The following is a 19,399-nucleotide window of genomic DNA, read 5'->3' as shown; positions in this document are numbered from 1 at the left end:
GATTACACGCTCCAGAGAATTTGCACAGTCCACGCAGCACAGGCGAGCAGGAAGAAGATGGTCGCCAGTTGCAGCAACAGGCGCAGGCCTGCCGATTTGATGTAGTCCATCCAGATGTCGCGGATGCCGACCCAGGCGTGGTAGAACAGGCCCAGGAAGGTCACCAGCGAGAACAGCTTGAACCACTGCTTCGAGAACAGGCCGGCCCAGCCTTCATAGCTGAAGTCTTGCGCGGTCAGGAAGGAGACCAGCAGCACGATGGTATAGACGGCCATGACGATGGCGGTGACGCGCTGCGCCAGCCAGTCTTTCACGCCGTAGTGGGCGCCGACAACGAGGCGGCGCGGTCCGATATTATTCTTGGTTGCCATGATTAAAACACTCCGAACATTTTCAGGCCGACCAGGGCAGTCAGCACCAGGCCGATGACCAGCACCCAGCGTGCGGTCTTTTGTGCAGCGTCCTTGTCCAGGGCAAAGTGATTGTCCATGAACAGGTGGCGAACGCCGGCGGTGAAGTGGTGCAGGTAAGCCCACGACAGGCCCAGCAGGATGATCTTGACGAATACGTTATCGACGATGCCCGCGAAGTGGGCGAACGAGATCTCGGAACGCAGGCTCTCCTGCAGCAGGTACAGCAGGAACGGCAGCATCAGGAACAATGCGGCGCCGCTGATGCGGTGCAGGATCGACACGATGGCCGATGGCGGCATGCGATATTTACCCGTAATATCGCCAATGCCAATATTGCGGAACTCCGGCCGCCCTTTTTTTGCAGCTTCTCTCACGGCTTCGGACATGGTACACCTCCCCTTTAAGACAAAATTTTTAATGAACCCTTCATTTTCGCCGATTTTGTGCCCGGGCACCAAGCATCAGCGAAGATGACCGGTACATCAGCGCGCGAACCGGGTCAGTTCGTCGCTTTCCCAAAACCAACTATTTTAATCGCTTCATGCGATTCACGTGTTTGGTGGCCGGCTTTGCCGGCCGCGCGTTCAACGATCGCATGCACACCAATACGCGTTTTGGATCGCGAACGTGATTTGAACGCGCGGGCGGCGGAGCCGCCCACCCTACGACAATTCGTTCTGGTAATGGTGATTCACTGTCGAGTAAATCCCCTTGCGCAGCTCCACGGCCTTGTCGCCATAGGTAAACGACACCCGCTCGGCGCACAGCAGCGGCGTGCCTTGCGCCACCCCCAGGTGCTCGCTGGCCGCGGCGTCGGCCGCCACCGCGCGGATCCGCTCGGTGGCGCGGATCATGCGCGTGCCGAATTCGGTCTCGAACAGGCCGTACATCGGCCCCTTGTATTCCACCAGGCGCTCCGCAGTCAGCCCCTTGAACAGCTGCCCCGGCAGCCACAGCTCTTCGAGGATGGTCGGCTGGCCATCAAACGACTGCACCCGCTTGATGTAAACGACCGCATCGCCGGATTTGAGTTCGAGCAGGCGCGCGACTTCGGCCGGGGCGCGTATGCGCTTGACCTCGAGTACGCGGTTGTCGGGATGGTGGGGTACGCCCTCGTCGGGCATCAGGCGCAGGAAGCGGAAGTGGGCGCGCTCCTCGGCATGGGTGGCCACGAAGGTACCCTTCCCCTGCCGGCGCACGACCAGATGTTCGGCGGCCAGCTCGTCGATGGCCTTGCGCACGGTGCCCTGGCTGACCTTGAACCGCCCGGCCAGTTCGACCTCGCTCGGCATCAGCTCGCCCGGTTTCCACTCGCCGGACTGCAGGCTCTGGGTGATCAAGGCCTTGATCTGCTGGTACAGCGGGCGGAACGACGGGGACTGGCTGGCGTTTGCGGCGCTTGCGGCATCACCGGCCTGGTTCGGAAGGGTGTTCATAGACCGCGATTTCACCATAAACGGGCACGTACGTCCAGTGCATAGCGGTCGAGACATGTGTCTTATATAAGACATATGATATGAATTGACAGATGGAATAGCTGAGGAATAAACTCGCGGTCGGCTGGACCTCCGTGCGTTCCCTTGGGCACGCGCGCGATATCCAATTGACAGATGCCGCTTTTGGTATCATTGCTGTTTTCCGAATTCGCATCCTCTGCTCGTCAGTTTTCTTTCCCACTTTGGAGATTCATCATGGCTAAAACCCCAATGCGCGTCGCCGTCACCGGCGCGGCCGGCCAGATCGGCTATTCCCTGCTGTTCCGCATCGCCAACGGCGACATGCTGGGCAAGGACCAGCCGGTCATCCTTCAACTGCTCGAGATCGACAACGAGAAGGCACAGAAGGCGCTCAAGGGCGTCATGATGGAAATCGACGACTGCGCATTCCCGCTGCTGGCCGGCATGACCGCCCACAGCGACCCGATGACCGCCTTCAAGGACGTCGACTTCGCCCTGCTGGTCGGCGCGCGTCCACGCGGCCCTGGCATGGAACGCAAGGACCTGCTCGAAGCCAACGCCCAGATCTTCACCGTGCAGGGCAAGGCGCTCGACGCCGTCGCTTCGCGCAACGTCAAGGTGCTGGTGGTCGGCAACCCGGCCAACACCAACGCCTACATCGCCATGAAATCGGCGCCATCGCTGCCGGCCAAGAACTTCACCGCCATGCTGCGCCTGGACCACAACCGCGCCCTGTCGCAAGTCGCCGCCAAGACCGGCAAGCCGGTCGCCTCGATCGAGAAGCTGGCCGTGTGGGGCAACCATTCGCCGACCATGTACGCCGACTACCGCTTCGCCACCATCGACGGCGCATCGGTCAAGGACATGATCAACGACGACGCCTGGAACCGCGACACCTTCCTGCCGACCGTCGGCAAGCGCGGCGCCGCCATCATCGAAGCACGCGGCCTGTCGTCGGCGGCGTCGGCGGCCAACGCGGCCATCGACCACATGCACGACTGGCACGTCGGCACCGGCGGCAAGTGGACCACCATGGGCATCCCGTCGGATGGTTCGTACGGCATCCCGAAAGACACCATGTTCGGCTTCCCGGTCACCATCGAAAACGGCGAGTACAAGATCGTCCAGGGCCTCGACATCGACGCCTTCTCGCAAGAGCGCATCGACCTCACCCTCAAGGAACTGACCGAAGAGCGTGAAGGCGTGGCCCACCTGCTGGCCTAAGTAACACGCGGCAGATGGAGTCGAACAAGACGCCCGTCCGCCGCACACGCCGTGCCGCCACTCCTGGCGGCACGGCTGCTTCTGTTTCAAGCGACAAACACATGCATCCTTCCGAGGTTTTATTCCAGGGCAAACGCCAACCGCTCCTGCTTCCCGCCGTAGACCACTACGCCGGCTCGGAGAAGCTGATGCGCAAGTCGATGGCCTTGCAACAAGAGCTTGGCCCCCTGTTCGACATCACCTTCGACTGTGAAGACGGCGCCGCCGCCGGCAGCGAGGCCGAGCACGCCGCGCTTGTTGCGGACCTGGTCAACAGCGATGACAACCGCTTCAACCGCATCGGCGCGCGCCTGCACGACCCGAAGAGCGCGCACTTCGCACACGACGTCGCCACCATTGTCGGCGGCGCCGGCAGCCGCCTGGCCTATATTGTGCTGCCCAAGGTGGACAGCGCCGCGGAAGTCATCCGCGCGATCGACCTGATCAACCAGCATGCCGCGGCCGTGGGCCGCACGGACCTGCCGGTGCACGTGCTGATCGAAACCCACGGCGCCCTGCGCGAAGCCTACGACATCGCCGCCCTGCCCCAGGTCGAATGCCTGTCCTTCGGCATCATGGACTTCGTATCAAGCCACTACGGCGCAGTGCCGGCCAGCGCCATGCGCACCCCGGGCCAGTTCACCCACCCGCTGGTGGTGCGCGCCAAGCTCGAGATGGTCGCGGCCTGCCATGCGCACGGCAAGGTAGCCTCGCACAACGTCACCACCGACATCAAGGACAGCGCCACCGTCGCCAACGACGCCCAGCGCGCCGCCGCCGAATTCGGCTTCACCCGGATGTGGAGCATCCACCCCGACCAGGTCAAGCCGATCCTCAAGGCCTTCACGCCGCGCCTGTCCGAAGTGAATGAAGCGACCAACATCCTCACCGAGGCGATGAACGCCGGGTGGGGACCAATCGCGCAACATGGGCGCTTGCACGACCGTGCCAGCTACCGATATTATTGGACCGTTCTACAGCGCGCGAAGCTGGCTGGCCTTGCGCTGCCGGAAGCCGCTGCCGCAATCGTCAACTACACGGATTCCAACTGATGGCCACCCCACTCCCCCAATTTTTCGCTGCCTGCGCATTTGCGCTGGCCGCCGGCAGCATGTGCGCAAACGCGGCTGCCGCAGTCACAAAAACCGCTGAAACGCACCCGAAAGCCGAAGCGGTCCTGAAAGCCAAGGCCAGGGCCGAAGCGAAATCCAAAGGCAAGACCAAAAATTCCGCGAAGATGGACGCCGCCGACGCCTCGGTGCGCGCTGCCGCCGCCTACGACGCTCATGAGGAAACCGAACCGGACATCACCGACACGATCACGGTCGAGTACGCCTGCGAGCTCAATAACAAGGTCACGATCTACACCAACGAGAAAGACCCGGCCAACATTGCGCTGCGCTGGAAAAAACGGGTGCACCGCCTGAGCCGCGTGGGCACCACCACCGGCGCGCTGCGCTTCGAGAACGCGTACTGGGGCCTGATCTGGATCGGCATCCCGTCCAAGGGTATCCTGCTGGACTCGCGCCTGAACCGCCAGCTGGCCAACGAATGCAAGAACGCCAGGCAGTCGGAGCCGGTCACGGCCTCCCTGCCGCTCGACACGAAAAGCTGATCCGGGGGCCTGGTCCCCGGATCCCTGGTTGCAATAACGGGTTTGAATAACAATATCCCACTGAAGGAGAGCATATGTCTCGCAACACCCTGAACACACTGAAGGAATTCCCGGTCGGCGCCGGCCAGAGCGGCCAGTACTACTCGCTGCCGGCGCTGGGCGAAGCCCTCGGTGTGAACCTGTCGCGCCTGCCGGTGTCGATCCGTATCGTCCTGGAATCCGTTCTGCGTAACTGCGACGGCAAGAAGGTCACCGAAGAGCACATCAAGGAAGTCGCCAACTGGAAGGCCACCGCCGAGCGCACCGACGAGATTCCTTTCGTCGTTGCCCGCGTCGTGCTGCAGGATTTTACCGGCGTGCCGCTGCTGGCCGACCTGGCCGCGATGCGCAACGTCGCCAACAAGATGGGCGTGGACGCCAAGAAGATCGAGCCGCTGGTGCCGGTCGACCTGGTGGTCGACCACTCGGTCACCATCGACCACTTCCGCGAGCCGAACGCGCTCGACCTGAACATGAAACTGGAATTCCAGCGCAATAACGAGCGCTACCAGTTCATGAAATGGGGCATGCAAGCCTTCGACACCTTCGGCGTCGTGCCGCCGGGCTTCGGCATCGTCCACCAGGTCAACCTGGAATACCTGGCGCGCGGCGTCATGAAGCAAGGCGACGTGTTCTACCCTGACACCCTGGTCGGCACCGACTCGCACACCACCATGATCAACGGCGTCGGCGTCGTCGGCTGGGGCGTGGGCGGCATCGAAGCCGAAGCCGGCATGCTGGGCCAGCCGGTCTACTTCCTGACCCCGGACGTCATCGGCGTGAACCTGAAGGGCAAGCTGCGCGAAGGCTGCACCGCGACCGACCTGGTGCTGACCGTCACCGAGATGCTGCGTAAAGAAAAAGTCGTCGGCAAGTTCGTCGAGTTCTTCGGCGCCGGCACCCGTTCGCTGTCGACCACCGACCGCGCGACCATCGCCAACATGGCGCCGGAATACGGCGCGACCATGGGCTTCTTCCCGGTCGACGAAGCCACCGTCGACTACTTCCGCGGCACCGGCCGTACCGAAGAAGAACTGGCTGCCTTCGAAGGCTACTACAAGGCCCAGGGCATGTTCGGCATCCCGCAGGAAGGCGAGATCGACTACACCCGCACCATCGAACTGGACCTGTCGACCGTGACCCCGTCGCTGGCCGGCCCGAAGCGTCCGCAGGACCGTATCGAACTGGGCAACGTGAAGAACAACTTCACCGAACTGTTCAGCAAGCCGACCACCGCGAACGGTTTCAACAAGAACCCGGACGACCTGCACAAGCTGTACGAAACCACCAACGGCGTGCGCGTGAAGAACGGCGACGTCCTGATCGCCGCCATCACCTCGTGCACCAACACCTCGAACCCGAGCGTGCTGCTGGCTGCCGGCCTGCTGGCCAAGAAGGCCGTCGAGCGCGGCCTGACCGTCGCCCCGCACATCAAGTCCTCGCTGGCCCCCGGCTCGCGCGTGGTCACCGAATACCTGACCGCCGCCGGCCTGCTGCCTTACCTGGACAAGCTGGGCTTCGGCGTGACCGCCTACGGCTGCACCACCTGCATCGGCAATGCCGGCGACCTGACCCCGGAACTGAATGCCGCGATCATCGACAACGACATCGTCGCTTCGGCCGTCCTGTCGGGCAACCGTAACTTCGAAGCGCGCATCCACCCGAACATCCGCTCGAACTTCCTGGCCTCGCCTCCGCTGGTCGTCGCCTACGCGATCGCCGGCAACATGACGAAGGACCTGATGACCGAGCCAGTGGGCAAGGACACCAATGGCGTCGACGTCTACCTGGGCGACATCTGGCCGACCTCGCAGGAAATCGGCGAACTGATGCGCTTCGCGATGAACTCGGAAGTCTTCAAGAAGAACTACGCGGACGTCAAGGGCAACCCTGGCGAACTGTGGGAGCGTGTCTCGACCACCGAAGGCCAGGTCTACAACTGGCCTGAATCGACCTATATCGCGGAACCGCCGTTCTTCAGCGACTTCGAGATGACCCCGAAGGCGGCTGCCACCGGCATCCAGGGCGCGCGCGCACTGGGCGTGTTCGGCGACTCGATCACCACCGACCACATCTCGCCGGCCGGTTCGATCAAGGAAGACGGTCCTGCGGGCCAGTGGCTCAAGGCGCACGGCGTCCTGAAGGCCGACTTCAACTCCTACGGCTCGCGCCGCGGCAACCACGAGATCATGATGCGCGGCACCTTCGCCAACGTGCGCATCAAGAACAAGATGATCCCGGCCAAGCCTGACGGTTCGGCAGTCGAAGGCGGCATCACGATCCACCAGCCGACCGGCGAACAGCTGTCGATCTACGACGCGGCCATGAAGTACGTGGCGGCAGGCACCCCGACCATGATCTTCGGCGGCGAAGAATACGGCACCGGCTCGTCGCGCGACTGGGCTGCCAAGGGCACCCAGCTGCTTGGCGTGAAGGCCGTGATCGTGCGTTCGTACGAGCGCATCCACCGCTCGAACCTGGTCGGCATGGGCGTGCTGCCGCTGCAGTTCATCGGTACCGACAGCGTCGAGACCCTGGGCATCACCGGTAAAGAAACCTATGACCTGAAGGGCCTGGAAGGCGAGATCAAGCCGCAACAACTGGCGACCCTCGTGATCCACCGTGAAGACGGTTCGTCGCAGGACGTGCAAGTGCTGCTGCGTATCGACACCCCGATCGAAGTCGACTACTACAAGCATGGCGGCATCCTGCCGTTCGTGCTGCGCCAGCTGCTGGCTGCGTAATTGCCAGGGGCCCGCATCAAGTGGGCCTGGAATGGCGAAAAGGGCTGGAACCCGGGAGGGTTCCAGCCCTTTTTTCGTGTAGCCAGGGTGCTGACCAGCACTGGGGCTATCTGACTTAATACATAGTCGTGACAACGACATTCCTGTCATGGCTCGTAGGGTGGTCGGCTTCGCCGACCACCCTACGAAAATTCGCTATCCCGTGCCCGGCATCAGTCAGACCGACCTAGCGCCCGATCCCGATGCCGATCCCGATGCCGGAGCCGCGTCCCCCGCTGCCCCATCCGCCAAAGATCGAGGTCGACACGCCGCCACGCCTGCCGCCTTTCCTCAATTCCGACTGCAGGATGCAATCCCTCCACGGGTCCGAATTCATGGCATAGCCCAGCCGTGTGCAGGCCGGTCCGTATTCGGCCATCATCTGCTGCATTTCAGCTTGCTGCTGCTGTGCCCGTTCCTGTGGGGTGGCGCATCCCAGCAGGCACATTGCAGTAGTCGCCGCCAAGGTAAATCCGCGCATGGTCTTCTCCTTAAGCAATAGATTGAACTAGCTTCCAGACTTGACAGCCCTTGGGACGATCATACGCCGTCAATGGAATCCGCCCGGTTCGCACTGCTTTAGGCCTACTCGAATCAATTAAGCGACATGCTCATTGCATTATCGATAAGATTGCAACGATTAATTACTAACAAGGACAATCCCATGCCCTCTGCCGCAACGGCCACCCCGGCCTACCGAAGCACCCCAGGTCCGCTCCATGCGATCCTGCTTGGCGGAACTGTGTCGCTCTTCCTGGGCGCCATGCTCAGCGACATCGCCTACTACCAGACCCATCAGATACAATGGAGCAATTTCGCTTCCTGGCTGAACGCCGGCGGCATGGTGTTCTGCGGCATCGCGCTGGTGTTCGCGCTGGCAAACCTGCTGCGCGCGCGCCAAAAAGGCGGACAGCCGCTGACCTATTTCGTGGTGCTGCTGGCCACCTTCGTGCTGGGCCTGTTCACCGCCTTCCAGCACGCCAAGGATGCCTGGGCCATCATGCCCGCAGCCCTGGTCATGTCGATCATTGTCTTCATCCTGATCCTGGCCGCGGCCTGGATCGGTCTCAGCGCACGCACGGGAGGTGTCAAATGAAACACGTCGCCACCTTGAGCATCATCGGCATGAGCCTGCTGCTGGGCGCCTGCTCCAACGAAGGCGCCAGCACCCTGGCGCTCGGGCCGGATCCGAAACTGCCGGCGCCGGAACGCGGCATCCTGCCGAGCATGAAGATCGCCGAACCGGAAGCCTGGGGCAGCCAGAAGCCGACCGTACCAAACGGCTTCACCGTCACCGCCATCGCGACCGACCTGGCCATTCCGCGCCAGACCCTGGTGCTGCCCAACGGCGACATCCTGGTGGCCGAAGGCCGCGGCGGCAAGGCCGCCAAGCTCAAGCCGAAGGACGTGATCGCCGGCTACATCAAGGCGCAAGGCAACACCAAGGTCAAGGGCGGCAACCGCCTCACCCTGCTGCGCGATGCGGACGGCGACGGAGTGTACGAGCTCAAGACCGTGTTTGCCGACAAGCTCGACGCCCCCTACGGCCTGGCCTTTGCCAACAACAAGATCTACGTCGCCAACCAGGGCGAGCTGGTCAGCTTCGACTACCAGGAAGGCCAGACCAAGGCCGCCGGCGCGCCGGTCAGCATCGCCAAGCTTCCTTCCGAGATCAATCACCACTGGACCAAGGCGATGACGATCAGCCCGGACGGGAACTTCGTCTATGTCGGCATCGGCTCCAACAGCAATATCACCGAGCGCGGCATGGAAGCCGAGCTCGACCGGGCCCTGGTGTGGAAAATCGACGTCAAGACCGGCGCCCACAAGCCCTTTGCCACCGGCCTGCGCAACCCGACCGCCCTGGCGATCCAGCCGGGCACCGGGCAACTGTGGTCTGTGGTCAATGAACGCGACGAACTGGGACCGGACCTGGTGCCGGACTACCTGACCTCGGTGCGCGAAGGCGGGTTCTACGGCTGGCCCTACAGCTACTGGGGCCAGAACGTCGATACCCGCGTGATGCCGCAAGACCCGAAAAAGGTCGCCGCAGCCATCAAGCCCGATTACAGCCTGGGCTCGCACGTCGCCGCGCTGGGCCTGAGCTTCTCGTCCCCGGTCATGGGCGACAAGTTTGCCGACGGCGTCTTCATCGGCGAGCACGGCAGCTGGAACCGCCCCAACCCGGTGGGTTACAAGGTGATCTTCGTGCCCTTCGCCAATGGACGTCCGTCCGGCGCGGCTGTGGACTTCGTCACCGGCTTCCGTGACGGCGAGGGCAAGACCCGCGGCCGTCCGGTGGGCGTGACGGTCGATCCGAAAGGCGCGCTGATCGTGGCGGATGACCTGGCCAATACCGTATGGCGGGTGGCGCGGAACCGTTGATGACGGATTTCCGCACCCGGGGTGCGGAAATTATCATAAAAACAAGCGTTCAGTTCGGCAACGCACGGAAGAGGCGGCCGACAAGCGAGAAGATGGGTCATCGGGAAAGCAAACAGCAGCAGGGTTTGCAGCTCCCTCACTCAAGCGAAGGAAACATCATGCTATATACCATTGCAATCATTCTCCTCGTTCTGTGGCTGCTGGGCATGGTCACTTCCGTGGCTGCCGGTGGACTGATCCACATCCTGCTGGTTGTCGCCGTCGTCATCATCCTGATCCGCCTGTTCACGGGCCGAAAAGTGCTCTGACGAACACCGCACGCAATGTAAAAAGGCCGGATCCTTCGAGGATTCCGGCCTTTTTATCTTGTGCAGCGCGATTCAGGCGCTCGGGGCATGGCATTCGAAATGCAGCCGGTCGTACCAGGCACCTGCGTGCTCGAAGCTGCGCCGCGAATGCCCAAACTGCACGAAGCCGTTGCGCAGCAGGACGCATTTGGACGCTTCGTTATCGATGCGGCAGTCGGCCTCGATCCTGGAGAGACCCAGCTTGCCGAACGCGATCTGCAGCAGCTGGCGCACCGCTTCGCGGGCGCAGCCCTTGCCGCAGGCGGATTCGCCGATGCGGTAGCCCAGCACGGCCGAATGAAAATGTGCCCGCTTCACCGCGCTCAGGTTTGCCCTGCCCAATATCGTTCCGGAGTCGTCCTTGAGCAGGAACTGGTAGCCGCGGTCGACCATGGCGTCGGCCATCGCGCTGCTGATCGACGCCTGCACCCCGTCCAACGAGTAGAAGCCCGCCGGCCGCGCATTGATGGCCGCTTCAAAAAAAGCACGGTTCTCCAGCTCGAAAGCCAGCAGGGATGCGGCGTCAGGATGGGTTGGAGGAACCAGGATCATCACATCTCCGCCCACATGCGCAGCAGGTTGTGATAATGCCCGGTGATGCCGACGATCGCTTCGGTTTCGCCATGCGCCGCGCGCAGCTTCTGGATATTCGCGTCCAGCTCGAACAGCATCGCGCGCCTGGCATCGTCGCGCACCATGCTCTGGGTCCACAGGAACGACGCCACCCGCTCGCCGCGCGTCACCGGCAGCACCTGGTGCAGGCTCCCCGACGGATACACGATCACGTCCCCAGCCGGTAGTTTGACTTCATGGGTGCCGTAGGCATCGACCACCACCAGTTCGCCGCCATCGTAATCTTCGGGCTCGCTCAGGAATACGGTGGTGGACACGTCCGCGCGCACCGGCGGCAAGCCGCCGCGCTGGGGGCGCACGGCGCCGTCCACGTGCAGGCCGTAGTGCTCTCCCCCACCGTAGGCGTTGAAGTAAGGCGCCAGCACGCGCAGCGGCAGCACGCTGGAAAAGAACAGCGGGTTGGCCATCAGGGCGCTGCTTACCGCCTGTCCCAGCTCCACGGCGAGCGGCGAGCCTTCCTTGAGCTGGCGGTTGCGTTTCACTTGCGCGCCTTGCGGGCCGACGCTCTCGCGGCCGTCCACCCAGTCGGGCGCGCCAACCAATCGCGCGCGAATCTGCGCGACCTGCTCGCGCGTGAGTACACCCGGGATATGCAGCATCATGGTTTGCCTTCCTCCTGCAAGAAGAATCCGGTTGCCCGGCGGGGCTGGTACCCGGGGAATCAGAACTTGAGGTTGGCCATCAGGCTGGCCGAACGGCCGGCGCCCACGCCCGCATAATGCGGCGACGAGACGCGGTCGAAGTACAGCTTGTCCGTCAGGTTCTGGATGTTCAGCTGGAACGACACCCTTGGGTTCAACGTATAGGTCGCCATCGCATCGAAGCGCGTGTAGCTCGGGGCGAACTTGGTGTTGGCAATGTTGGCGAACTGGCGCTCCGCGAAGTTGGCGCCGCCGCCAATCGTCAGCGACTTGTTCAGCGCATAGGTCGTCCACAGCGAGGCGCTGTGCTTCGGCGTGGTCGGGAAGGCGTTGCCGTTGAATGGCGACGGCGACCAGACCGTAGGGGCGCCGGTGGGAGCGGTGTTCACGAAGCCGTTGTCGGCGATGACGCCGTCCAGCCAGGTGTAGCCGCCGAACACGGTCCAGGCGGTGGTGACGCGGCCCGAGAAGCCCAGCTCCACGCCCTTGAGTTCCTTGCGGCCGACGTTCTGGGTGCTGCCGTCCGGTGCGGTGACGCGGGCGTTGTCCATGTCGCTCCTGAACACGGCTGCGCTGAGCGACAGGCGGCCGCCCGGCAGCACTTCCCACTTGGTGCCCAGTTCGATGTTGCGGCTCTTCTGCGGCTGCAGGTTCTGCACCGCGACCGTCAAGGGATCGAGGCCGTCGCCGCCATCGTTGCCCGGCGGCGTCGCCGAGGTGGCCCACGACAGGTAGACGCTGCCGTTGGCCTTCGGCTTGTACACGAGGCCCGCCTGGTAGGTGTCGAAGCTGGTGTCCACCTTGGCGCGGACGGCGGCGGTCGTGCCGGCGGCCGGGGTGTGCAGCTCGGTGCGGAAATCGTCCCAGCGCGCGCCCAGGTTCAGCTGCCACTGCGGGCTGAACTCGATGGTGTCGAAGCCGTACACGGCGCGGGTGCTGGTCTCGACGCTGGTCTGCAGCGGCGACCGGGCGCGGGTGTAAGCCCATGGCTCGTACGGGTTCGGGTTGACCAGGGTGGTGCAGTTGTACAGGGTCGGCGCGCCTGCGGTCGGGCAGGTGAAGGTCTTGGTGAGCGGGTTGTTGGTGCCCGGGGTGAAGACATAGCTGCCGCGGTCGGTCTGCTCGGTTGAAAACTCGACGCCGACATTGAAGCTGTGCTTGATGCCCGCCGTGTTCCAGGTGCCGCCCAGGCTGGTGGAGTTGGCGATGGTTTCGGTATCCACCACGCGGGTGTTGGCGCGGCGCCAGACGGTGCCGTACAGGGCGACGTTGCCTTTCGAGTCGTCCGGCTGGGTCCAGACATAATCCTGGCCGCTCTTGCCGTAGCGGGTCACGTTGCGCAGCGCCAGGTTGGCCGAGAATTCGTGGCGCAGGTCGACGGTGGCGACATCGGTTTCGGTATCGCGGAAGTCGCGGTTGGCCAGGCCGTAGAAGGCTTCGCGGTCCATGGTGTACGGGGTGCCGCCGCCGTTGCGCGCGACGTTGGGGCCGGTCGTGAACGGATTGTTGAACGGGATGCCGGTATCCGGGATCTCGCTGCTCTCCATATGGTAGTAGCTCAGGGTCGCGCGCGTCGGGCCCGTGAGGCCGAAGGTGACGGTCGGGGCGATGCCCCAGCGATCGCCGCCGACCACGTTGCGGCCGGCGACCTTGTTCTCGTGCGCCATCACATTCAGGCGGAAGGCGGCGTTGTTGCCCAGCACGCGGTTGACGTCGCCGGTAACTCGGCGGTATTGGTCGGTGCCGATGCCGATGGTAGCGTTGTTGAAGTCGTAATCCTTGGCGCTCTTGGTGACGATGTTGATGCCGCCGCCGGCCGACGAGCGTCCACCCAGCGCCGAGTTCGGGCCCTTGACCACTTCGATCTGCTCGATCGCGAAGATCTCGCGCGACTGCGAACCCGAATCGCGCACGCCGTCGACATAGGTGTCGGTCTGGGCGTTGTAGCCGCGGATGAACAGATTGTCGCCCACCGGGTTGCCGCCTTCAGCCGCGCCGATGGTAATGCCCGGCACGGTGCGCAGCGCGTCGGTCAGCGATACCGCGCCGGTCTGCGAGATCGTCTCGGAAGTGACCACGGTGATCGATTTCGGGGTGTCCAGCAGCGGCGCGGTGAACTTGTCGGAGCTTGATCGTTTCGGACCCTGCACCGAGCGGTCGGCGCCCGCGCTGACGACCACTTTCGGCAGGTTGGCGTTATCAAGCAGCTCAGGCGCCTCGTCGGCATGGGCCAGCGGCATCGCCAGCGTGGCCAGCACGGCCAGCGCGGGACCCGACAGGGTCGGCGCGGAAAGACGGGTGTGCTTCTTGCTCTTGATGAAGGGACTGCTGGCCTGCGGCGTGATCGTGGTCATGTTCTTCTTTGGACGTGACCGTCGGCGAAGTTGCGGACGAGTAAATTAATGGAGCTGAATTTTAATGAGAACGATTCGCATTATCTTTTCTATTCGGGGTTTTTGCAAGCCCGGATGAGTTCTCCCCGCGGTTTGTCCCTCCGATGGGGTGGCTTGTGTCATGGCATGTAGCCGAATCAACTACAATAACCGGGACTAGGGTTTATCATGACCTTCAACCTTTCCAGAAAAGCGAACCCCCAGCGCCATGCGTCGTCCTTCCAAAGATTCATCCCCTAAACTGTCCGCCGAAAGCCAGCGTCTCGTCAGCGTCGCGCAAGCCATCATGCAGGCCGCCAGCCGCGTCGAGGAACGGACCTGGGAGCGCCAACTGGACACGCAACTGCAAAAGCTGCTCAAGACTAACCACCAGGACAGCATCGACGCCGCGCTCAACGCCCTGTTCAAGGACGATCTCGCCTCGTACGACGTGCTGATGGATGCGGTCGAGGCGGTCAGCGAATCGGCCACCATGGTGGAGCAGCAGGACGGCAAGGAAGTCACCTGGCAGGCCTTGCTGGTGGCCGCGCCGGTGCTCGCCTGGACCCGCTTCAATATCGCCTCGGGCAACATCCCTGGCGACATGCTGGCCACCCTGCAGGCGCATTTCTCGGCCCACCTGCTGGCCGAAGGCACCCGCCTGGCGATGGCGCCCTCGCTGTACTCGATCGACCAGCTGCCGCGCACCCATGCCGAAACCTATGCCCTGACGCACAAGCTGGCCGGCGCCGCCCACAAGGGCACGACCATCAAATCCGCCACCCGCGTGGAAGAAACCGCGCCCTTCCTGGCCGACACCCGCTACCTGCTGGTGGCGATCATCGCGCCGATGGGCGCGCCGATGTTCCGCTGGCAGGAGCCGCAGCACCACATCGGTTTCGCCGAAGAACGCAACCGCGCGCTCGATCAATGGCGTGCCCAGGGCACCGCCAACATCGCCCGCCTGCTGCCGGGCTGCGGCGTCGAGCTGCTGCTGCCGGAAGCCTATTACGTGGCCTGCCGCGAAGCAGATAAATTGATCCGCCCGATCTCGATCCGCGCCGCCGTGCACTACCTGACCCACACGCTCGACGTCGAACCCTCCGACCTGCGCGCCGTGATCGCCGGATTCGGCGAAGAAGCGCCGGATATCCAGATCGACGAATACCGCGTGTCCTTCACGATCCGCCAGGACACCGACGTCATGTACGGCATCGTCTGGCCACTGTACGGCCAGGAAGACGAGAACGGCACCCCGATGGAAGGCCCGTTCGCCATCGCCCCCGCGACGCTGACCCCGATCAACGAGATCGTCGCCCACCTGAATGAAGCCGGCATCACGCACATCAAGCGGATCAGCGAACGCTACCCGGCCGAGTATTGCGACGACTGCGGCGGCCCGCTGTTCGCCGACCCGACGGGCGAGCTGGTGCATGCCGAGATGCCGGAAGACGCGCCGCCGGGGACCGAGCACTTTCATTAATCCATGGCGGATGGGCGAACGACACCCTGCCCCGCTGTCGGGAGCCGTGCATCAGGAAAAGAATAAACGAGGGCAGCGCAGGTCAACCTGCGGCTGCCGTGCAGGGAGCGGCCCGTGCGGCGGACGGGGACGGCCGCTAGCGGCGGATGCTCTTGATGACCCTGGTGGCAAAGTCGGCGACATTGCCTGCATGCCAGCGCCAGACGATCACGAGCTCATGATCGGGCGAGACGAGAATGGTATTGCTGCCGGCACCTTGCGCCGCATAGGCATTGGTCAGCATGCCTGGCAGGTTCTTGCCCTTGGTATTGAGCCACCAGAGATAACCGTAGTCGGGCCCATGCACGCTCGGCGTCAGGGCGGCTTTCACGAAGTCCGGCTGCACCACCTGCTTGCCGTTCCATCCTCCACCGCGCAGCCACAGGTAGCCGAAGCGCGCCATGTCCCAGGAATTGATCCACATGCCCCCGCCCCAGCGCGTGCCGCCGCTGACCGAGGCCACCTGCTTGCCGTTCAGGTCCACGTAGCTGTTATGGTAGGGAACCCATTTCCAGCTATTGGAGGCGCCGATCGGGTCCATGACTTCATGTTGGAACACTTCCGGCACCGGCTGGCCGAACACGCGCAGCAGCGACAGCGCGAAGCGGTTGATGCGCACGTCGTTGTACTCGTAGAAGCTGCCCGGCTGCCCCAGGGTGCGCGGCTTGCGCTCGCCCGCGCCGAAGGCGGCCTTGCCGATGAAGTCGGCGTTCTTGCCGAACAGGCTGCCTTCCCACTCGGATTCCTGCTGCAGGTGCTGCTTCCAGGTGATCCCGGCGTTCTGCGGCGACGCATAGCCGCCGTCGCCTACGCGCCTGGCGACCGGCTCGTCGACGCCAATGCGGCCATCGCGCACGGCCACGCCGGCGACAGTTGCCAGCATGCTCTTGGCCACCGAATAGGTCGGGTCGACAAACTGCGTGTCGCCAAATTCCGCCACCACATAGCCCTTATAAATCACCACCCCATTGGTGCGGGCGCGCCGGGTCGGCATCGAGCCGAGGCGGGCGCCAAAAGTGGCTTCCTGGTCGGAGAAATCGACAGCGCGGCTGGTTTCGCGTGACTGCGCGAACTGCACGGCAGCGGCCAGCGCCTCCGGGTCCATCCCCAGTTCGGCGGGCGACTTGCGGGCCCATTCGCCTTGTGGCGGGAAATACGTTGCTGGTGTTGGTGCTGCAGCGCCGGCGGCAGCCGGCAGCAGCGCAGCCAGGCCCAGGGCCAGCACGCCGCGGCGGGAAACAAAGGTCATGGAGTAGTCCACTGGGAATAGGGGGAACGGATCAGGCTGGAGTTGTAGTAGCGCTTCTCGCCGGTGACTTCCCGGCCGATCCAGTCGGGCATCTCGAACCCGGCGTCTTCCGACGGCAACTCGATTTCGGCCACCACCAGGCCGGCGTTCTCGCCCAGGAACTCATCGACTTCCCAGGTGAAGCCGGCGTGTTCGACGCGGCGCCGGATTTTTTCGACCAGCGGCCGCTCGCACAGGGTGTCGAGCAATTCCTCGGCGTCCGGCAGGGGAATGGCGTATTCCCACTCTCCCCTGCTGGCGCCGACGTTCTTGCTCTTGATGGTGAGCACGCCGGTATTGCCCTCGATGCGCACGCGTACCGTGCGCGCCGGGTCGGCGTTCAGGTAGCCCTGGCGCAGCAGGGTGGCCTCGCCCAGCGTGCGCCAGGCGTCGCCTGCGACCAGGAACTTGCGCTCGATCTCGACGCCCACCCGGTCAGTCCAGCGATTGCAGGATCGGCTGCAGGATCGCCGCGCCGAGCGCCGCGCTGCGTGCACCGTTCCAGCCGGTGTGCGGGTCCGGCAGGTCGGCATTGTCCTTGAACGGCATCTCCAGGGTCAGGGACAGGCATTTAAAGGTGTGGCCGATGTACTTCGACGCCAGCGTGAGCAGTTCTTCGTTGTACTTGCTGGCCGCGTAGCCATAGACGTTCTGGAAGTCCGGGCTGGCCGCCATGTATTGCTGCACGAAGGCGGTCTGGCGCGCCTGGCGTTCCGGTGTGAAGTCCGCCAGCATTTCGTTGCCGGCCACGAAGTTGTACGGCAATGCTTCATCGCCATGGATGTCGAAGAACATGTCGACACCCACCTCGTGGATCTTGTTCTTCACGCACAGCACTTCGGGGCTGCGTTCGAGCGAAGGCGTCATCCACTCGCGGTTCAGGTTGGCGCCGGCGGCGTTGGTGCGCAGGTTGCCGCGCACCGAGCCGTCCGGGTTCATGTTCGGCACGATGTAGAAGACGGCGCGCTGCAGGAGCTTGCGCGAAACCGGATTGGAACTGTCGAGCAGCGCATCCATCATGCCCTCGACATACCACTCGGCCATGGTTTCTCCCGGATGCTGGCGGGCGATCACCCAGATCTTCTTTTCCGCTTGCGGGTTGCCGATCACGACCAGGTTCATGTCGCGGCCATCGATGGTGGTGCCGATGTCGAGCACGCGTGCGATCGGGTTCTCGGCCACTTCACCCAGCAGGCGCAGGTGGCGCTCCCAGGTATAGGGCTCGAAATAGGCGTAATAGATGCTGTCGAGCTCGGGCGTGTGGTTCACCGTCATGACCTGGCCATCAAAGGTGGTCGGCACGCGGAACCAGTTTTCGGTGTCGTAGCTCGCCGCGACCTGGTAGCCCTCGAAGCCCTTCGGATAGGTCGCCTGGCCGGCATTGAGGAAACGCATCGTGCAGGCCTGGCCACGCGCGCCCTGCAGGCGGAAATGGAACCACTGGTGGATGTCGGCGTTCGAATCGGCGCGCAGCTTCAGGTCGATCGACTTGACGTTGTCGGCGCTGACGACTTCGATGGCGCCGGAATCGAAGGTCTGGCTGATTTTGATGGGCATGGTGAATCCTTCATTGTCGGTTCAAACGAATCGCATCCTACCGCTGCATCATTGCGCGTCGAGGTCGATCAGGTCATTGGCGGCGTACATCGCCATGATCTGGCGCATCAGCTCGACGTTGCTGCGGTCCAGCACCACCGTCAGGTCTTCCTTGCTGTTGAGCGCGAAGTGCATGCGGATCGCACCAGGCAACTCCTTGCAATTGACATATTCGGCGCGCGGGGTATACGGGTTGTCCCAGTCCTGCTGGGTGATGACGGGCGGGGCCGGCGGTGCCTGCAGTTGCGGGTCGCGGTTGACCGGCAGGTGCTTGAGCAGCCAGAACACGATCGTGGCAGGCAGCTGGATGCAAAGATCGCTGGCGCCCTTGGTGGAGAACTTGGTGAGCAACAGGTTACCGACCCGGTCGCACGACATGGAGATGCTCTTGACTTGACGAATTACCGCTGGTTTCACGACGATGTCCCTGCTGAAAAGGTTGAAAAAGGCGCAGCGATTCTACCGCATCCCATCGCCCAGTTGTGTGGTATCAGAAACAAAACGGGGAGCCGGCGAGGCTCCCCATGGGTATTCACAGGACTGCTTCCCGGCCCCCCGGCCCGGCGCAGCCCCAGGTGCCGGCTTATTCTTTCGAGCCGCTGCGGTTGCCACCCTGCGAGCCCTGGCGGCCCTTGGCTGGCGAGCTCGAGCGCGAGGCACTGCCCGAACCGGCGCTGGCCGACTGGCGGTTGCCATGGCTCATGCTGCCTGCGCGGCGAGCTTCTTCCGAAGTGAATTCGTGCGCGGTGCCCTTGGCATGGGCGGCCTTGCCGCCCTGGCTGGCGATTTCACGCTGGCGGGCCGGATCCATCGATGCGAAACCGCGGTTGCGCGTGCCGCTGCTCTGGCTGTTACCACCTTGGTTGCTTCCTTGCTTGTTACCCTGGTTACTCGAGGCCATGATCATCTTCTCCCTGTTCACTTTTAAACCGCCGCGTCTTGCGGCAGGCTTTGCCGCCCGCAAGTCGTTCCCCGATGAGCGGACGGCGAAAGTCATCTTAGGCATGCCTGATTGATGAGGGTATAGGACACTTTCAGATGACTT

General features: G+C 63.5%; 20 protein-coding genes. 8 read left to right on the top strand and 12 right to left on the bottom strand.

Annotation, left to right across the window (positions count from 1 at the left end; all coding sequences use genetic code 11):
- Positions 1 to 2 precede the first annotated feature (2 nt).
- From sdhD to AC56LR_RS11110, 3 genes are all read right to left on the bottom strand, one after another.
- The gene (gene sdhD / locus AC56LR_RS11120) at positions 3 to 371 is read right to left on the bottom strand and encodes a succinate dehydrogenase, hydrophobic membrane anchor protein (RefSeq protein ID WP_497130315.1); all 369 of its coding nucleotides are present in this window, start codon (positions 369 to 371) and stop codon (positions 3 to 5) included.
- Between the two features lie 2 nt (positions 372 to 373).
- Entirely contained in the window at positions 374 to 787 is a 414-nt protein-coding gene (gene sdhC / locus AC56LR_RS11115; RefSeq protein WP_091874989.1) for a succinate dehydrogenase, cytochrome b556 subunit, read from the bottom strand.
- A gap of 288 nt (positions 788 to 1,075) precedes the next feature.
- Entirely contained in the window at positions 1,076 to 1,849 is a 774-nt protein-coding gene (locus AC56LR_RS11110; protein ID WP_497130313.1) for a GntR family transcriptional regulator, read from the bottom strand.
- 255 nt (positions 1,850 to 2,104) lie between these two features.
- On the opposite strand from AC56LR_RS11110, the gene AC56LR_RS11105 reads away from it, so the two are divergent.
- From AC56LR_RS11105 to acnA, 4 genes are all read left to right on the top strand, one after another.
- A complete protein-coding gene (locus tag AC56LR_RS11105; protein WP_497130312.1) occupies positions 2,105 to 3,094 on the top strand; it encodes a malate dehydrogenase in 990 nt (329 codons plus the stop codon).
- Positions 3,095 to 3,195: 101 nt separating this feature from the next.
- Positions 3,196 to 4,185, top strand: a complete 990-nt coding sequence (locus AC56LR_RS11100) for an HpcH/HpaI aldolase/citrate lyase family protein (protein ID WP_497130310.1) — start codon at positions 3,196 to 3,198, stop codon at positions 4,183 to 4,185.
- Positions 4,185 to 4,748 (top strand): hypothetical protein, encoded by a 564-nt coding sequence (locus AC56LR_RS11095; RefSeq protein WP_497130308.1) that lies wholly within the window; start codon positions 4,185 to 4,187, stop codon positions 4,746 to 4,748. The genes AC56LR_RS11100 and AC56LR_RS11095 overlap by 1 nt, the downstream gene beginning before the upstream one ends.
- A gap of 74 nt (positions 4,749 to 4,822) precedes the next feature.
- Positions 4,823 to 7,531 carry an aconitate hydratase AcnA gene (acnA, locus tag AC56LR_RS11090; RefSeq protein ID WP_497130306.1) on the top strand — a complete coding sequence of 903 codons (2,709 nt, stop codon included), beginning with the start codon at positions 4,823 to 4,825 and terminating at the stop codon, positions 7,529 to 7,531.
- A 226-nt stretch (positions 7,532 to 7,757) separates the two neighbouring features.
- Here the strand turns inward: acnA and AC56LR_RS11085 are convergent, their stop codons facing one another.
- Positions 7,758 to 8,051, bottom strand: coding sequence for a hypothetical protein (locus AC56LR_RS11085; protein WP_497130304.1), 294 nt, complete (start codon positions 8,049 to 8,051; stop codon positions 7,758 to 7,760).
- 183 nt (positions 8,052 to 8,234) lie between these two features.
- On the opposite strand from AC56LR_RS11085, the gene AC56LR_RS11080 reads away from it, so the two are divergent.
- The 3 genes from AC56LR_RS11080 to AC56LR_RS11070 all read left to right on the top strand — a co-directional run bounded on the left by AC56LR_RS11080 (position 8,235) and on the right by AC56LR_RS11070 (position 10,263).
- A complete protein-coding gene (locus AC56LR_RS11080) occupies positions 8,235 to 8,666 on the top strand; it encodes a DUF2231 domain-containing protein (RefSeq protein ID WP_497130302.1) in 432 nt (143 codons plus the stop codon).
- Positions 8,663 to 9,955, top strand: coding sequence for a PQQ-dependent sugar dehydrogenase (locus AC56LR_RS11075; protein ID WP_497130300.1), 1,293 nt, complete (start codon positions 8,663 to 8,665; stop codon positions 9,953 to 9,955). The genes AC56LR_RS11080 and AC56LR_RS11075 overlap by 4 nt, the downstream gene beginning before the upstream one ends.
- Positions 9,956 to 10,113: 158 nt before the next feature.
- Positions 10,114 to 10,263, top strand: coding sequence for a lmo0937 family membrane protein (locus AC56LR_RS11070; RefSeq protein WP_171081996.1), 150 nt, complete (start codon positions 10,114 to 10,116; stop codon positions 10,261 to 10,263).
- A 72-nt stretch (positions 10,264 to 10,335) separates the two neighbouring features.
- On the opposite strand, the gene AC56LR_RS11065 is transcribed toward AC56LR_RS11070, so the two are convergent.
- Genes AC56LR_RS11065 through AC56LR_RS11055 form a run of 3 tightly spaced genes read right to left on the bottom strand, consistent with a single transcriptional unit; the run spans position 10,336 to position 13,930 of the window.
- Entirely contained in the window at positions 10,336 to 10,854 is a 519-nt protein-coding gene (locus tag AC56LR_RS11065) for a GNAT family N-acetyltransferase (RefSeq protein ID WP_497130298.1), read from the bottom strand.
- Positions 10,854 to 11,537: a Fe2+-dependent dioxygenase gene (locus AC56LR_RS11060; RefSeq protein WP_497130296.1), complete on the bottom strand. Its 684-nt coding sequence runs from the start codon at positions 11,535 to 11,537 to the stop codon at positions 10,854 to 10,856. The genes AC56LR_RS11065 and AC56LR_RS11060 overlap by 1 nt, the downstream gene beginning before the upstream one ends.
- Positions 11,538 to 11,596: 59 nt before the next feature.
- A complete protein-coding gene (locus AC56LR_RS11055) occupies positions 11,597 to 13,930 on the bottom strand; it encodes a TonB-dependent receptor (protein WP_497130294.1) in 2,334 nt (777 codons plus the stop codon).
- Between the two features lie 247 nt (positions 13,931 to 14,177).
- Here AC56LR_RS11055 and AC56LR_RS11050 point away from each other — a divergent pair, with 247 nt between their 5' ends.
- A complete protein-coding gene (locus AC56LR_RS11050) occupies positions 14,178 to 15,431 on the top strand; it encodes a DUF2863 family protein (protein ID WP_497130292.1) in 1,254 nt (417 codons plus the stop codon).
- A gap of 136 nt (positions 15,432 to 15,567) precedes the next feature.
- Here AC56LR_RS11050 and AC56LR_RS11045 read toward each other — a convergent pair whose 3' ends face one another.
- From AC56LR_RS11045 to AC56LR_RS11025, 5 genes are all read right to left on the bottom strand, one after another.
- On the bottom strand, positions 15,568 to 16,719 hold the full coding sequence (locus AC56LR_RS11045; RefSeq protein ID WP_497130290.1) for a serine hydrolase domain-containing protein: 1,152 nt from the start codon (positions 16,717 to 16,719) through the stop codon (positions 15,568 to 15,570).
- The gene (locus tag AC56LR_RS11040) at positions 16,716 to 17,189 is read right to left on the bottom strand and encodes a CYTH domain-containing protein (RefSeq protein ID WP_497130288.1); all 474 of its coding nucleotides are present in this window, start codon (positions 17,187 to 17,189) and stop codon (positions 16,716 to 16,718) included. Before AC56LR_RS11040 ends, AC56LR_RS11045 begins: the two co-directional genes overlap by 4 nt.
- Before the next feature lie 4 nt (positions 17,190 to 17,193).
- Positions 17,194 to 18,315, bottom strand: a complete 1,122-nt coding sequence (locus AC56LR_RS11035) for a M14 family metallopeptidase (RefSeq protein WP_497130286.1) — start codon at positions 18,313 to 18,315, stop codon at positions 17,194 to 17,196.
- 48 nt (positions 18,316 to 18,363) lie between these two features.
- Positions 18,364 to 18,771, bottom strand: a complete 408-nt coding sequence (locus AC56LR_RS11030; protein WP_497130284.1) for a hypothetical protein — start codon at positions 18,769 to 18,771, stop codon at positions 18,364 to 18,366.
- Positions 18,772 to 18,937: 166 nt separating this feature from the next.
- Positions 18,938 to 19,255: a KGG domain-containing protein gene (locus tag AC56LR_RS11025; RefSeq protein WP_497130282.1), complete on the bottom strand. Its 318-nt coding sequence runs from the start codon at positions 19,253 to 19,255 to the stop codon at positions 18,938 to 18,940.
- Positions 19,256 to 19,399: the final 144 nt, after the last annotated feature.

The organism is Telluria sp. ZT3P39, assembly GCF_059685935.1.
Note: the sequence above shows the minus strand (reverse complement) of the source record. Positions and strands in the feature narration are given on the sequence as shown.